Here is a 15,016-nt window from a genome sequence, read left to right on the forward strand (position 1 = left end):
ATCGCCTCGCTTCTATTTCTGGATCTTGTAAAGTTTTTGGAGCTCTTTATCTGTTTCATACATTTTTTCCGCTGCATAGTTGACAATCTGGGCGGCCATCGCGTAATTATCCATGAGCTCCATTGTTTTCCCGAGAATCTCCGGGTAGCTTTCAATCGTTTTCAATGCTTTTCCAGCTTTATAAAATTTAGAATTTGTCAATTTTTGAATTTCCGGCTGAACACCCTCTGTGTAAATCTCGCAAATGCTTTGCAGTTTATTTGAAATGTTGATCATTTCCTCAAACTCCAGTTGGATGTTTGTGCCTCCGCCGCCAGAACCTGCGCTTTCCGCATTCATACCATCGCCCTCCCTGCTCTGAAGTTCATGTGAAGCGCGTCGAAAATCCGATTGTTCATGATGTAAAGGCTGATCCATTCATATCGTTCATTTAACGGATCGATGCAAATAAAATCTTCACCCTTTGTGAAATACAGGCTGGTTGTTTGAAAACCAGGGTCTGTCAGGTTTTGAACTGCAGCAAACTTGAATGTTTCAACAGCCAGGACCTCTCTTTGGTCGAGATCCATCGCCCTCACTTCCGCTTTTTCATCGGGATTCATCGGTTTTGTTAAAAAGGTCCGGTCTTTTTCCCGCGGCTCTCTCATGAAAAAGGACACTTTTGAAATCAGCGATAAATAAACTTCCCGCTTTTCCAAAAAGTCCAATGTGTAGGCTGTGCCAGGGGTGATTTCTGTTAATGCGATGACGCGGTCTTCGTCGTCCGGCAGAAAAGCGCACATCACATTATTGAAACGCACGTATTCTTTGCTTTCGTGATAGTGTTTCAGCATTTCCGTCAGCAAAAAAGCAGCATGTGTCAAATCTCCTTTTTCTGTCAGGATGCCCTTTCGAATGAGGCCGTCCTTAGCCGTCACCGCGCAATCGGGCTCAACCAGTGCGAGCTGTTCGCGCTCGGGAAGGCCGAATATGTATGATACTTCGGCCGCTCCAGCCAAAGCGTAGAGCTCAGCCGCTGTCAGCGTATCTATTTTCACCTGCATGTCCGTTCCCCTTCCATGTTTATAGGCTTTGTATATCCTTCACTTCGCTGAGCTTTGAAAAATCGCCGATGTGTTTTTCTAAATGCTTCAAAGAAGACGTATGATCTTTCAATGCCTTTTTCATATCTGCATTTAAATCAATAATCAGTTCAAGATAGCTCAGAAAAGCATCACGCGTTTTTCCGCTCCATCTACCGCTCTCAACATATGATTTTAATTCGTTCGCCTTGTTCAGCGAGTCGCTGACATGCTTTTCGATTGCTTTTGCATGGGCAAGAGCTTCAGCCGCTCCGTTATGGGAAATTTCCACGGCTTCTCCGCTTACTTTCGACTTGGCAGTATTATAGTTGTAATATCCGTACATGATCCGCCTTTCCCTCCTTTAGCCCTTTTTCTCTTCAGCTTCCGCTTTCGCTTTATAATGCTCCCACTTGCTTTTGGCCTTCGTCTTAGCGTGTTGAATATCATCGAGCATATCGTCAAAATGCTTGATCAATTTCTTTAGATCGGCATCTTTTTCATGACGGGTGTCCTCAAATTCATGAGAAGGAATTTTCATGTCTGGCAGATTGCTCGTCTTATAACTGTTCTTTGTCGATTTAACATCCGATAATTCGGTTTTGACTTCGCTTTCTTTATCAGCCAAATAGTCATATAAATCTTTATACTGATCCCGTTTGCGTTCATTTTCCGTGTAGGAAATGTGCAAAAAGTTACCTGCTGAATCCCAAAAACTTTCGCCCACGGCAGCGGCTCCTTTCGATTCTACTAGTCAATAAAAACTATTTTCCTCTAGTGGATGATATTGTAATAGGTTAATTTTACATGAAGGTCCTATATGAATGAATAGGTTAAATGAATCGTTTTTATGAAACGAATGAGATCATAGGCCTATTTACTAAGGATAAAGGATTAGTCTTATTATCCTTTTTCACTTTATTTCCGAGGCCATTTCTTCATGCTCTGATCCGTGTATTTTTGATGTCAACACAGCTAAAGACGCATTTTCAAACTTGAAAAACAGGGATAAACGAGCGGTTCTTCTAATCATTTCCTGAGAAATATTTTTCTTATAAAGGACATTACAGTATAATGGAATTATTCGATTAGACACCGTGAAAGGAGAAAGCGTCATGAGTGAACAGAAAGGATGCATCAAGTGCGGGAGTACGGAAGCCGGCCAGAAGGAAATTGCAGCCACAGGCACCGGACTTTCCAAATTGTTTGATGTGCAGAATAACCGTTTTCTCGTCGTTTACTGCAAAAAATGCGGCTATTCTGAGCTTTACAATAAAGAGTCATCAACAGCGGGAAACATTCTCGATTTGTTTTTTGGAGGATAAAGAGACTCATGAAAGTGAGTCTCTTTTTTATGTTGCCAGCAGAAATAAAGGCTATAAACACCAAGTGAACGGATAGCTGACGCTAAAACACGATCGCCAAAAACAAGCTTCCGCTGGAATGGCGATGAAAGGAGAAGAGAACTGTGACAGACAAGAGGATGCCGATCACAAAATCAACCAGCCAAAAGGTCCCCAATATGTTAAACGGTCTGGCATATCGAAATAAATAATTTGTGATATAGAAAAGATTCAGGATCAGGAAGACGGCTAAAATGGCTTTCTTCACATTCCCGCCACTTTCCATATTTGGAATTTACATGATTTCATCACCCTTTTCCACCAATGTCAGCGGCGTTTTCGGTTTCGACCAAACGGATGATCCACTCCTTCACATCGACGAGCCTGTTATATTTCGGCAGAGAGTCCGTTCCGGTGATGATCATCGGGATAAGAGAATCCTGTTTGTGCAAAGCACCGTGGCTGGCGCCGCCGACGTGTGTCGGTGAACTTTCGCCGATAAATTCATATCCGGGCTTTGCGCTGACGATGAGATAATCGCCTTCATGTGAAAAAAACGATGAGTGGAGCCGCGCCAGCGCATCCGGAAACCGGCCGAAGGTGATGCTGTCATTTTGGAGCGTCAAATCCAAAACGTCAGGATCGCCTTCAAGCGTCCATGTTTGTCCATATTCATCTGCGGCAGCGCCGCCCGGTTTGAATGTCAGCTTTCCTTCACGGTCACCCGAGATGACCTCGATGGCGTTCGCGTCATTTTTCCATGCGATGACGTCGATTCTCGCGTCTTTCTCCAGAATGGCAGCCAGCTGTTCCAGTGAAAGCTTTCGTTTGTCCAGCGTGTATATAAAGGCCATTCTTTCGTTGACAGCAAGGACGATTTGATCATCCGCCGCCACGCCTTTTTTTAATTTGACGATTTGATAGCGATCCAAAAGACCTCTTAAATCGATCAATGCTTCTGTCTTCGTTTTGCTGATCCAGGCCTGTCCGTTGTCGCCCAAAATGATCCAAATATAATTCCTTAATGCATCTTCCCATGACCGAAAGCTGTTTAAGATGTTTTGGACGTGCCGGTCGACTTTGGCCACTCCCTTGACATCAAATCTCCCGTTTTTATGTACATGCTGATCAAGGTCGGGAAAATAGACGAGGGTAAGCGGAGGAACTGTGTTTGAATCGATGAGATGGTTTAATTCGTTAACCGAGAAGCGGTCATTGAAGCCGAATTTTTTCAACAGTGATCGGTTCCGCGGATTGATTTTGGAAAAGCCTCCGTATGAAAACAGCTGCGGCGCATTGATATTCAACATCTGATTCAGACCTGTAATCCATGAAAACAGCGCGGGAACATGCAGATAGCCATCCCTGGCGCCCCTGTGCATCAGCGCATTGATGGAGCATGTGTCGATCCCTTTTTCGGCAAGCTCTTCATGAACGGTTTTCACTTGTTTGCTTAAATGCGTCTGATTCAGGTTGTAAAAAACGTCTTTTGCAGATCGTTTGATGCCCAGTTTCAGCAGTTCTCTGACATGACTTCCATAATTGATAATCCGCCTCTCCTGTTTGTTATACCAAACGAGCCCAGGCACTTTATGCCCGTCACAATTGACACCTGTCAAAAGTGTGCTGTCAACATTGACTGACATTGTCGGAAACGGGCTGACGACCTCCGGTTCATATCGGCCGTTTTCAAGAAAAAACTTGAAGGCGGGAGCCTGACCGCTTTTAACGGCTTCCTTTAGGGGCTCATCCATCAAAGAATCGACAAGCAGCATGATGACGGGTTTGCTTCGGCTTTCAGATCTCATGGATTCATCTCCTTTCTTATACGTGAGCATTCCCTAAATCGGGCCGGTTATGAATAATCCTTTCGAGTATTTCGCTGATGTCCAGGTCCGACTTTTCTTGCAGATATTGACTGACATTCGCCTGGAAACGAGTGAGGCTTTCTTTCGAGCGAAAAAAAGAAAGCAGCTGTTCTTCGATCGGCTGTTTGTTCCCGTCCTTCAGCTCAATGACAAGGTTCCGTTTCTTCAGCAAGTTCATGTTCATTTCCTCCTGCCCCGGCAGCGCATGATAGATGAAAGCCGGAAGCTGTTTTTCAATGCATTCGCTGATCGTAACACCTCCGGGCTTTGTGATCATTCCCGAAGCCCGTTCGTATAAGCGGTTCATCTCAGACTTGCTCTCAATATAGGGAAAGGCTTGGATCAAGGGATGGTTTAAGCTGTTGACATAACGGTAGAGCTTTCGGTTTTTTCCGCATAGAATGTGATAGGCGACATCTCCTTTTGGCGAGAGCTCCCGCACGAGCTTAAAAATACCGCCCACCCCCATGCTTCCGCCGGTAATCAGCATGTTGTAAAACGGTTTTTTCTCGCTATGACGGACGGTTTGATCCTGCGCTTTGTAGGCGCGGTGAACCGGTATGCCGGTTAGAAAAATCTTCTCTTCATCAACTCCTTCGGATAAGAGCTGCTCTTTAATATCTTTGATCGGCGCAAAGTGATAATCAATATGCTCCCTGCCCCAGATCCGGTTGACGAAAAAGTCGGTATAGACGTTGACGACTTTCATGTTTGGAAATTGACCTTTCAGCTTGTTTAATAAATAAGAGGGCAATGCGTGCGTACAAAACACAATATCCGGCTGTTTGTCTTCGATCATCTGCTTCATGCTTTTTAAAAAGATCAGTTCATACATGAGGTGGCGCCGATACGTCTCATGGCTCCCGCAGGCAAGGATGTGATAGACGGAGCTGTAGACTTTCGGGAAGTATTGTATCCATTTTAAATACGCCGCGGAGGAAACCTTTTCAAGGCGCCGATATGTATGTGAAAAAATATCAATTGTCTCAGAGTGGTGCGCTTTCAGGCTCAGCTCGGCCTGAAGTGAATCGGCAACATGATGATGACCTGTTGAAATGCTGAGAAAAGGGAAAATCAGTGCCGTTGTCATTTCAAGGTCCTCCATTTCAGATGATAAATGTTTTCCATTTATATTTTGAAATAATCCAGCCAAAATATAAGTGAATTTTTTGAAGCGAAAGGAAGGTGACAACTTGAGAAGCTGTTTTTTGTCAATATGGAGTGTGATTGACCCGTTTTATTATTTTTTTTCCAGACTGACGCTGATCGATAAAAACAAAAGAAGCATTTTTCGCGTCCGTTTGACGAAGTATAAAGGGATCGATGTGATATTAAGCGATGGAACGGTGATTAAAAAGAACGATGTTCTCATTAAAATTCATCTGCATAATATTAAACTGATCAAAGAGCTGCAAAATATCGAAAGCGCTGTCAGAAGGGGAATTATCATTTATCAAAAGGCTTACGTATCGATGCCGATTCTGGCACAATATGTAAAAAGCCATAAGCACACTGATCAAATCAAAGGGATCATCGGCATAACAACGCTGCACAAAGGTGTTGAACGGCTCGGATTTGAAGCGGTTGAGCCTGCCAATAAGTTTTACAGGACATTTAAGAAACTCACGCAAATCCCGATTTTATTTTTAATGACAAAGCAATTTTCTTTTCGCAACATCCCGCCATCCCATTATTTGTTTATCTCAAAAGAAAAACTGTTTCATTCCTACCTTCAAAAATAACAAAAAAGAGACTGATGCTATGCAGCAGCCTCTTCTTTTTATGAAATATGATGGAATGTCACTTCCGGCCTGCTTCCGATGCGGATGTTGGCTCCGGTCTGGCCCAATCCTTCACTGATATAAAAAGGTTTATCATGATGATAGTGCAAGCCTTTGATCATATTCATTCGCACAAGCTTTCCCATCTTCACGAGATGATAAGGCTTCGGCCAATGAATTTGTCCGCCGTGAAAATGCCCTGACAAAAGGTAGTCGAAGTGAAATTCCTTCATATCAAGCACAACATTCGGATCGTGCGTCAGTACGAGATGATAGCCGTCTTTTACCCCTTTATATGAGTCTCGGACATTGCTTCTTTTTGTACTGTAGTCATCAATGCCGATAATGTTTAATACCTCGCCTTCCACTTCTATGGAGACGTGTTTGTTTTGCAGGGTGACACATCCGTTTTCCTCCAGAACGCTTTTCAGCTTTTGAAAATGTTCACCTTTCAAGACGTAGTCATGGTTCCCGAACACGGCATACATCCCGTAGGCCGGCTTGAGCTCCCGCAACGCTTTCAAGTACTGAATCAGCTTGGGAATGCTTCGTTTTCGATCAAGAAAATCGCCTGTCAACGCGATCAGATCGATTTGTTTTTTGCCGGCAAGATCAACAATCTTTTCCGGAGAGATCGAAATGTTTTCTAAATGAAGATCTGATAGATGCAGGATGTTCAGCTTTTTTTTGAACGTCTTTGCATGTGTCCGGTTGACGGTAATCGTGTTGACTTTCACATCTTTTGTATTGTGATTCGCTTTATATAAAATAGGAATCATTCCTAATATCAACAATAAGAGTACAATGATAAACATAACAACATCTCCTCCCTCTTACTAGTATAGTAAGCCGGCAGGATGTTTGATAGTGGGAAATAATAGTATATCAATCTATTGACCTATATAAAAAACCGATTTCTCTTCGGAAATCGGTCTAAAGAAATAAAATGAACAGGAGAATGCCGAGAATGATCCGATAAATCGCAAACGGAACGAGCTTAATTTTATTGATCAGTCTGAGGAAAAAACGGACGACGAAAAGGGCAACCACAAAAGCGCTGATAAATCCCGCGATAAAAAACGGGAGAACGTCCGCGCTTAAGAATTCGCGGTTTTTAATCAAGGAAAGCAGGCTTGCCCCCATCATGATCGGGATCGCCATAATGAACGTGAAATCGGCGGCCGCTCTGTGATTTAATCCGAGAATGACACCGCCCGAAATCGTTGAGCCTGACCGGGAAAAGCCCGGCCAAAGCGCCAGACATTGAAACAGCCCCATACCAAGCGCCTGTTTGTATGTCATTCTGTCGACTGAGTCAGTCGTAGATTTCCGTTTATTGATCACATCCGCAATCAGCATCAGAACCGCCCCTGCGATGAGTCCGACGGCGACGGTGCGGACGGAGAACAGGTACCGGTCAATATAATCCTCGAATAAAAACCCAAGCACTGCGGCGGGAACGAGCCCGACGGCGATTTGTGCGAGCGACAGCCGGCTGCCTTGCTTCTGCTCCTCCGTGATGTTTTTCTTCATGCCGAGCAGATTGAGAATCCGGTCTTTGAAGACGATGGCGACGGCCAGAATGGAGCCGAGCTGAATCACAACTTTAAAGGTGTTGGCCGCTTCCGGAGTAAGCAGCTCTTTTGACTTGAGCCACAGATCATCGGCGATGATCATATGCCCTGTTGACGAGACAGGCGCATATTCAGTGAGCCCTTCAACAATTCCCAACATAACGGCGACAATAAGATCCCAAAAATTCATATGTCATTCCTTTCTCTTTTTTCGCATCTCACGGCGCGAAATTGGAAACCTGTCCTTATCAGCATTTATATTGTTCGTTTCCGGGGTTTATGTTTGGTCTTCTTCTGTTTTTTCATACAGGTGTGAACGCTGTTTAAACCACTCAAACAGATGGATGACAATGACTTTGATGACGGCATATCCCGGAATGGCAAGGATGACGCCGATGACGCCGAACAGCTTGGCGGCCGTCAGCAACACAAAAATGATCGTCACCGGATGGATATGCAGATTTTTCCCCATGATCTGCGGCGAAATAAATTTGCCTTCAAACAGCTGGACAACGGTCCAGACGATAATCAGCTTCACAAGCATAAACGGGGATGTCACAAGGGCGATAATAATCGCCGGCGTGATCGCAATCGTCGGCCCGAGATACGGGACAATGCTCGTACATGCGGCGACAACCGCCAAAAGAGAAGCATATTCAAGGCCGATGATCATATACCCAATGAACAAAAGACAGCCGATGCAAAAGCTGACGATGATCTGTCCCCTGATGTAGGAGCTTAAGCGGTGGTTCATCTCAGACATCATGACATACGTCTGTTCTCTTAAACGGACCGGGACGACTTTCAAAATAAACAACGGCAGTTTTTTGCCGTCCTTCAGCAAGTAAAACAGGATAAAAGGCACGGTCACAATGGAGATAACGACTTCGGTCACAGCCCCGATAAAGGTTCCCACACCGGTGAACGTACTGTTTAAAATACTTGTTGCCTGATCGGATAATTTTCCGGCCAGATCCGTCAGGTTAATATTCAGCGTCTGCTGCACTTGGTTGAAAAACCGGCTTCCGATCAGCTGTTTAATTTGATCCTCGACAATGTGGACATACCTTGGAAAATTGTTGACGAGGCTCATAATCTGTTCCTTCAAAAACGGGATGACCGAGACGATCGAGATCGTAATCAAACCGATGATCACGATGTAAAGAAGGAGTATCGAATACACTCTCTTCACTTTTTTCCGTTCCAAAAAATCGACGATCGGATTTAGCAGATAATAGACAACGCCTGTCAGCACAACCGGCAGAGCGACCGTCTCGATGAGAACAATAAAAGGTGTGAAGACAAATGAAGCTTTCGTAAATACTAGGATGTTCAGTCCGATCAGCAGCAGGACAAGCAAAAACAACACGAATTTATTGTCTAAGAAAAACTTTTTAAACCTGCCGCCCCACATTTGCAATGATTCCATGGCGTTCCTCCATTAACGTCGTTTAAATAGATTGTACACTATTGCTTCTTTACTGAAAAATAAAAACCGTGCATTTTGGTCTTTTTTTCCGCTTGTTCATCAAGATGGTGATCAAGTGTTTCCGACTTTTGTCTTCCGGCTGCAAAACAAAACGCGGTATACTATTCTTATATCACCTGCAGAGGGGGAAATGAGCATGATACGGTTCGGTGTAGTCGGAACCAATTGGATTACAGACCGCTTTCTTGAAGCGGCAAGGATGACGGACGATTTTCAATTGACAGCCGTCTATTCAAGGACGGAGGAGCGCGGGAGCGAATTTGCCCAAAAATACGGCGTGACCGCCGTTTTTACTGATATTGAAAAGATGGCTGCAAGCGACTGTCTTGATGCGGTTTACATCGCAAGTCCCAATTCTTTACATAAAGAACAAGCGGTGACCTTCATGAAAAACGGGAAACACGTTTTATGCGAAAAGCCGCTTGCGTCCCATGTCGGAGAGGCTGAGGAAATGGTGAAAACAGCCCGAGCTCACCGGGTCGCTTTGATGGAGGCCATGAAAACCACGTTTCTTCCAAACTTTCAAAACATCATCAGCCATTTGCCGAGGATCGGAAAAATCCGTCGCTTTATAGCCAGCTACTGCCAGTATTCCTCGCGTTATGACGCCTATCGAAACGGCACCGTTTTAAATGCGTTCAATCCCGCTTTTTCAAACGGCTCCCTGATGGATATCGGCGTCTATTGCATCCATCCGGCTGTCGTTTTGTTTGAGAGGCCGCTCGATATTAAGGCGAACGGGCTGATCCTTGAATCGGGAGCGGATGGGGAAGGAACGGTGCTTTTAACATATGAGGGGCATGAAGCCGTCCTGATGCATTCGAAAATCGCCGACTCCTACATCCCGGCGGAAATTCAGGGGGAAGACGGCTCAATCATCATCGATAAAATCCACCGGCCTGAAAAGGTCGAAATCCGTTTCCGCGACGGCAGCATTGAAGATATCACACTCGCTGATAAAAAGCCGGCGATGTTTTATGAAACAGTCGAATTTATCAATTTAATTAAACAGGGCCGGATCGAATCAACCTGGAATTCGTTTGAACGGTCTCTCGCCACTTTAGCGGTCATGGATGAAGCGCGAAAGCAGATCGGCCTCGTTTTTCCGGCAGACCGAAAGACAAACAAATGAGCCGCCGGATTGAAGGGCGGCTCCTCTCTTAATATTGCGCCAAAAGATCGGCAAATGCTTTGACATAAGCCGGCAGATCGGGCGGGCGGCGGCTGGACACGATATGGCCGTCAACGACAGCGGGTTCATTCACCCATGTGGCGCCGGCATTTTCCATGTCATCTTTAATCCCCGGCGTGCTCGTCACCTTCCTGCCTTCCAAAATGCCGGCGGAAATCAGCACCCAGCCGGCGTGGCAGATTTGTCCGATCGGCTTCCGCCTTTCGTTGAATGTCCGGATCATGTCAAGCACTTCGGGGTATCTTCTCAGCTTATCAGGCGCCCATCCCCCCGGAACAAGAATCGCGTCATATTCTTCGATGTTCACGCTTCTCATATCATAATCCGATACCGCAGGGACGCCGTGTTTCCCTTTGTATTCATGATCCGCTTTTTCACCGATGATATGAACGATCGCCCCTTCTTCCTTAAGCCTTAAAATCGGATACCAAAGCTCTAAATCTTCAAATTCATCGCTCACCAAAGCCATGACTTTCTTTCCTTCCAATCGCATTCGGATTCCCTCCCATTTTTCCATCAGGTCCTATATTTATTCCCTTCCCGTTCTGGCGGTAAACATGCCTCTTTCCGAAAAGGCCGCCGGATAAAGCCGGCAGCCTGGGAAATTAGTCTATTTTAAATTTTTTCGTCAAATCGCGAAGCTCTTCAGCCATTTGTTCGAGCGTGGCTGCGGATGAACTGATTTCTTCCATTGAAGCAAGCTGCTCTTCCGCGGAAGCGGCGATATCCTGAATGCTGCCTGAGCTTTCTCTCGATACTTCGGCGATTTCTTCCACCGCACCGGCGACTTGCTGTGAGCCCTGTGACAGCTGTTCAACAGCGGTGTTCATCATCTGCAGTTTTCCTGCGATTTCGTTTGTCATGTCATAGATTTGTTTAAAGCTTGCATCTGTTTCATCTGTTATGTTGAGCCCGGACTGTACCTCGCGGTTAACGTTCTGGAACATTTCAAGGGACTTTCCGATTTCATTGACGATTTCCTGGATCAGGCCTTCGATTTCCTTAGCGGATGAAGCGGATTGTTCGGCCAGTTTGCGCACTTCCTCAGCTACGACTGAGAAGCCCCGTCCGGCTTCTCCAGCCCTTGCGGCTTCAATCGCCGCATTCAGCGCCAGCAAATTCGTTTGATCCGCGATCCCGTTGATGACGCGCAGGATGGCTGTAATGTCTTTTGATTTGCCTTCAAGGCCTTTGACGACAGATTCCGCCTGTTTGACTGACTGGTCGATTGAGTTCATCTGTCCGACTGTTTTTTGCACAAGCTCTCCGCCTGTTCCGGCGATTTCGGTCGATTGCAGCGATGATTCCGTAATCGAGGCGGAGGTTTTGGACATGTCAAGCAAGCGGTTATTCATGTCTGTCAGCTGCTCAGCGCTTGTTTCGACTTTCTCATTCTGGCTTTCATTTCCGTTGGAAAATTGTTCGATCGCCGATGTAATATGCTCTGTCGCCTTGCTTGTCTGATCTGCGCTGGCCGTCAGCTGTTCTGACGAAGAAGCGACATTTTCAACAGAGGTCTGGATGACGCTGATCAATGAACGAAGCGACTCAGCCATTTCATTAAAGCTTATGCCCAGCTGTCCAAGCTCATCCTTTGTACGGACATTGATCGTCTGTGTCAGGTCTCCGCTGCTGATGTTTTTCGCGGACGAAACAAGCCTTCTTAACGGGCCTGTGATCGATCTGATGATCAAGATCATCAGAAAGACGCCTGCTGCGATGCTGACGGCGAGCGTGATCAAAGCGGCGTTTAAAACAGGCTTTGATGCTTCGGCGATTTCATCTGAATACATCGTTCCGCCGATTTTCCAGCCGGTCAGTTTGTTTGTCGCGAATGCCATTTGCTTATCGCCGTCTAATCGATATGATATTGTCCCTTTTTCCTTGGCGTAAACCGCTTTAGACCAGCTGCCGTCAACAGCTGAGCCCGCTTCATTTTTCGGGTGGGCGACATACTTTTTATCAGCGCTTGTGATAAAAGCGTAGCCCCTCTTGCCGATTTTGACGCGCTCTGTTGCTTTAATCAGCTCATCGATTTTCATGTTGATCGCCACAACGCCGGAGCCGTCCTCATTTTGCTTGGCGATCGTGATGACCATCGTGCCTGTTGACGCTGTCTTGTAAGGATCTGTGATGACCACTTCTCCTTTATGTTCAACAGCCTTTTTATACCAATCTCTTTCAACCGGATTATAGCCGCTTGGCATTTCCTGAAACGGATAGCGGACGAACAGCCCGTCTTTTGATCCCGTAAAAATACCTTCGACATCAGGATGCAGTTTGGCATACTGTTCAAATTTGTCTTTGATGGAGGCATTCCCTTTCTCTTGATATGAACTTTCCTTAAACAAACTTGAGAAATGGGATGCCGCATCCGCTTTTTGACTGATATTCTGATCGATGATGTCATTCAGCTGTTCGACGTTCTCCCGCGCATTGTCCATGATCTCCGTTTTAAGCGTACTGCTTGCCGTCTGGTAAGCGCTGTATGAGAGAACAATGATCGGAACGGTTAAAATAAACAAGAATGAAAGAATTAATTTCTTGCCTATTGAAGGATGTTTGATCCATTTGATCATTTTTGACATGTCTTGTTGACTCCTTTTCTTTTATATTCTTTAATATCGGTTTTCCCATATGGGTTTTTTAACTTTTTTATAGTCAAAATGAACTAAAAACACCCAGAATGGTTCTGGGTGTTCTCACTTATTCGATCTTGAATTGCTTTGTCAAATCCCGCAGCTCCTCAGCCAGTTCCGCCAATGTTGTTGAAGAAGCGCTGATCTCCTCCATTGAGGCGAGCTGTTCCTCCGCTGAAGCGGCGATATCCTGGATGCTTGCGGTGCTTTCTCTGGAAACATCTGCAATCTCTTCGACAGCGCCCGACACTTCCTGTGATCCTTGCGATAGCTGCTCTGCAGCGGCATTCATCGTCTGCAGCTTGCCGGCAATATCATTTGTCATCTCATATATGGTTCTAAAGCTTGACGCCGTTTCATCAGTTATGTTGAGCCCTGACTGGACTTCATGGTTGACCGATTGAAACATGTTCAGAGAGTGATCGATTTCTTTGACGATTTCCTGAATCAGATTTTCGATTTCTTTCGCCGAATCCGCTGATTGGGCCGCAAGCTTCCTTACTTCTTCGGCTACGACCGAGAAGCCTCTGCCCGATTCCCCGGCACGGGCAGCTTCGATCGCGGCATTCAGCGCAAGCAGGTTCGTTTGATCAGCGATTCCGTTAATGACGCGCAAAATGCTCGTGATGTCTTTTGATTTGCCTTCAAGTCCTTTGACGACCGCTTCGGCCTGCTTGACGGACCGGTCAATTGAATTCATTTGGCCGACCGTCTTTTGCACAAGCTCTTCCCCTTTGCCGGCAATCTCCGTCGATTTGACAGAAGCATCGGTAATGACTGCGGACGTTTTGGACATATCCTGCAGTCCGTTGTTCATCTCATTCAGTTGCTGTGCGCTCGCTTCTACTTTTTCTTTCTGGCTTTCATTCCCGTCAGAGAATTGTTCAATGGCCATTGTGATATGTTCGGTCGCTTTGCTTGTCTGTGCAGCGCTTGCGTGCAGCTCTTCAGATGAAGACGCCACATTGTCGACCGACGTTTGAATGACGCTGATCAGCTTCTTGAGAGAATCGGCCATTTCATTAAAGCTTGTCCCAAGCTGGCCGAATTCGTCTTTAGAACGGACTTCGATTTTTTGCGTCAAATCTCCGCTGCTGATGCTTTTCGCCGAGGAAACAAGCTGATTTAACGGTTTGCTGATTCCGCGAACGATGAAGTAGACGAGAATCCCTCCGAGGGCGATCGCAGCCGCCAAAATGATCATCGCCATATTAAATACCGGCTGGGCCGCTTCAGATATTTCCTCCGTAAACATCGTTCCGCCGATTTTCCAACCGGTCAGCTTGTTTGTTGTGAAGGCCATCTGCTTTTCTTTGCCTTGGAACGTATATTGAAAAGAACCTTTTTCTTTGCCGTACATTTGTGCCACCCAATCACCTTTGCCCTCCGTTCCGGCTTTAATGGTCGGATGGGCCACATACTTTTTGTCATCGCTTGAAATAAACGCAAACCCGTTTTTGCCGATATTGACGCGCTCTGACGCTTTAATCAGCTCATCGATTTTCATGTTGACAGCGACAACACCGGAGCCGTCCGCCGTCTGCTGTGCGATCGTGACGACCATCGTGCCGGTCGAAGCCGTTTTGTAAGGGTCTGTCACAATGACTTTGCCTTTATTTTCAACGGCTTTCTTATACCAGTCCCTTTCAACCGGATTATAATCGCTTGACATCTTTTCATTTGGGTAGCGGACGAACAATCCGTCATTTGAACCTGTGAAGATTGCTTCCACGTCTTCATTCAGCTTGGCGTACTGCTCGAATTTTTCCTTCAGTGACACATTTCCTTTCTCTTTATAAAGCTTCTCATTCACCCAATCGCTGAAATAGGAAACCGCATGTTCTTTCTTTCCGATATTTTGATCAATGATTTCATTGAGCTGTTCAACATTATCCTGGGCGCTTCTCATGATCTCGCTTTCGAGAGAGCTTCCCGCCGTGTGATAGGCGCTGTAGGATAGAGCTAAGATCGGTACTGTCAGCACCAATAAAAAACTCAAAAACAGCTTTTTTGAAATAGACGGACGTTTGAGCCAGTCCAATTGTGTTTTCATTTGATATAACTCCTTT

16 protein-coding genes and 2 pseudogenes are annotated in these 15,016 nt (G+C 45.7%); 3 read left to right on the forward strand and 15 right to left on the reverse strand.

What is annotated here, in order from left to right; translation table 11 throughout:
* Positions 1-12: 12 nt before the first annotated feature.
* The 4 genes from ACINLD_RS19665 to ACINLD_RS19680 are packed head-to-tail and all read right to left on the reverse strand — an operon-like array spanning position 13 to position 1,788.
* Positions 13-339, reverse strand: a complete 327-nt coding sequence (locus ACINLD_RS19665) for a hypothetical protein (RefSeq protein WP_077735473.1) — start codon at positions 337-339, stop codon at positions 13-15.
* Positions 336-1,043, reverse strand: coding sequence for a DUF5081 family protein (locus ACINLD_RS19670; RefSeq protein WP_026588518.1), 708 nt, complete (start codon positions 1,041-1,043; stop codon positions 336-338). Before ACINLD_RS19670 ends, ACINLD_RS19665 begins: the two co-directional genes overlap by 4 nt.
* Before the next feature lie 19 nt (positions 1,044-1,062).
* Positions 1,063-1,407: a WXG100 family type VII secretion target gene (locus tag ACINLD_RS19675; RefSeq protein ID WP_277691560.1), complete on the reverse strand. Its 345-nt coding sequence runs from the start codon at positions 1,405-1,407 to the stop codon at positions 1,063-1,065.
* 18 nt (positions 1,408-1,425) lie between these two features.
* Entirely contained in the window at positions 1,426-1,788 is a 363-nt protein-coding gene (locus tag ACINLD_RS19680) for a hypothetical protein (RefSeq protein WP_026588520.1), read from the reverse strand.
* A 388-nt stretch (positions 1,789-2,176) separates the two neighbouring features.
* On the opposite strand from ACINLD_RS19680, the gene ACINLD_RS19685 reads away from it, so the two are divergent.
* Complete coding sequence (locus ACINLD_RS19685; protein ID WP_026588521.1) at positions 2,177-2,386, forward strand: zinc ribbon domain-containing protein; 210 nt, start codon at positions 2,177-2,179, stop codon at positions 2,384-2,386.
* Positions 2,387-2,468: 82 nt separating this feature from the next.
* Here the strand turns inward: ACINLD_RS19685 and ACINLD_RS19690 are convergent, their stop codons facing one another.
* Genes ACINLD_RS19690 through ACINLD_RS19700 form a run of 3 tightly spaced genes read right to left on the reverse strand, consistent with a single transcriptional unit; the run spans position 2,469 to position 5,362 of the window.
* Positions 2,469-2,672, reverse strand: coding sequence for a hypothetical protein (locus tag ACINLD_RS19690; protein WP_026588522.1), 204 nt, complete (start codon positions 2,670-2,672; stop codon positions 2,469-2,471).
* A 40-nt stretch (positions 2,673-2,712) separates the two neighbouring features.
* Complete coding sequence (locus ACINLD_RS19695; RefSeq protein WP_077735475.1) at positions 2,713-4,212, reverse strand: alkaline phosphatase family protein; 1,500 nt, start codon at positions 4,210-4,212, stop codon at positions 2,713-2,715.
* A gap of 16 nt (positions 4,213-4,228) precedes the next feature.
* Entirely contained in the window at positions 4,229-5,362 is a 1,134-nt protein-coding gene (locus tag ACINLD_RS19700; RefSeq protein WP_277691562.1) for an MGDG synthase family glycosyltransferase, read from the reverse strand.
* A 103-nt stretch (positions 5,363-5,465) separates the two neighbouring features.
* Between ACINLD_RS19700 and ACINLD_RS19705 the strand changes: the two genes are divergently transcribed.
* Positions 5,466-6,014 (forward strand): YkoP family protein, encoded by a 549-nt coding sequence (locus ACINLD_RS19705; RefSeq protein ID WP_409444178.1) that lies wholly within the window; start codon positions 5,466-5,468, stop codon positions 6,012-6,014.
* A 38-nt stretch (positions 6,015-6,052) separates the two neighbouring features.
* Here the strand turns inward: ACINLD_RS19705 and ACINLD_RS19710 are convergent, their stop codons facing one another.
* The 3 genes from ACINLD_RS19710 to ACINLD_RS19720 all read right to left on the reverse strand — a co-directional run bounded on the left by ACINLD_RS19710 (position 6,053) and on the right by ACINLD_RS19720 (position 9,056).
* Positions 6,053-6,868 carry a metallophosphoesterase gene (locus tag ACINLD_RS19710; protein ID WP_026588526.1) on the reverse strand — a complete coding sequence of 272 codons (816 nt, stop codon included), beginning with the start codon at positions 6,866-6,868 and terminating at the stop codon, positions 6,053-6,055.
* A gap of 118 nt (positions 6,869-6,986) precedes the next feature.
* Positions 6,987-7,817, reverse strand: a complete 831-nt coding sequence (locus ACINLD_RS19715) for an undecaprenyl-diphosphate phosphatase (protein ID WP_026588527.1) — start codon at positions 7,815-7,817, stop codon at positions 6,987-6,989.
* Positions 7,818-7,904: 87 nt separating this feature from the next.
* Positions 7,905-9,056 (reverse strand): AI-2E family transporter, encoded by a 1,152-nt coding sequence (locus tag ACINLD_RS19720; RefSeq protein ID WP_026588528.1) that lies wholly within the window; start codon positions 9,054-9,056, stop codon positions 7,905-7,907.
* A 196-nt stretch (positions 9,057-9,252) separates the two neighbouring features.
* Between ACINLD_RS19720 and ACINLD_RS19725 the strand changes: the two genes are divergently transcribed.
* Positions 9,253-10,248, forward strand: a complete 996-nt coding sequence (locus tag ACINLD_RS19725; RefSeq protein WP_409444180.1) for a Gfo/Idh/MocA family protein — start codon at positions 9,253-9,255, stop codon at positions 10,246-10,248.
* A 28-nt stretch (positions 10,249-10,276) separates the two neighbouring features.
* Here the strand turns inward: ACINLD_RS19725 and ACINLD_RS19730 are convergent, their stop codons facing one another.
* The 5 genes and pseudogenes from ACINLD_RS19730 to ACINLD_RS19750 form a co-directional block, all read right to left on the reverse strand.
* Complete coding sequence (locus ACINLD_RS19730) at positions 10,277-10,801, reverse strand: type 1 glutamine amidotransferase domain-containing protein (RefSeq protein WP_277691563.1); 525 nt, start codon at positions 10,799-10,801, stop codon at positions 10,277-10,279.
* A 112-nt stretch (positions 10,802-10,913) separates the two neighbouring features.
* Positions 10,914-11,864, reverse strand: a complete 951-nt coding sequence (locus ACINLD_RS19735; protein ID WP_410207166.1) for a methyl-accepting chemotaxis protein — start codon at positions 11,862-11,864, stop codon at positions 10,914-10,916.
* A pseudogene (locus ACINLD_RS19740) lies at positions 11,859-12,896 on the reverse strand (cache domain-containing protein); the annotation flags it as partial. The gene ACINLD_RS19735 and the pseudogene ACINLD_RS19740, both read right to left, overlap by 6 nt.
* Before the next feature lie 118 nt (positions 12,897-13,014).
* Positions 13,015-13,965 carry a methyl-accepting chemotaxis protein gene (locus ACINLD_RS19745; protein WP_372708721.1) on the reverse strand — a complete coding sequence of 317 codons (951 nt, stop codon included), beginning with the start codon at positions 13,963-13,965 and terminating at the stop codon, positions 13,015-13,017.
* Positions 13,960-15,000: pseudogene (locus ACINLD_RS19750) on the reverse strand (cache domain-containing protein); the annotation flags it as partial. The pseudogene ACINLD_RS19750 and the gene ACINLD_RS19745, both read right to left, overlap by 6 nt.
* Positions 15,001-15,016: the final 16 nt, after the last annotated feature.

This window comes from Bacillus sp. z60-11 (assembly GCF_046464135.1).
Lineage (GTDB): Bacteria > Bacillota > Bacilli > Bacillales > Bacillaceae > Bacillus > Bacillus sonorensis_A.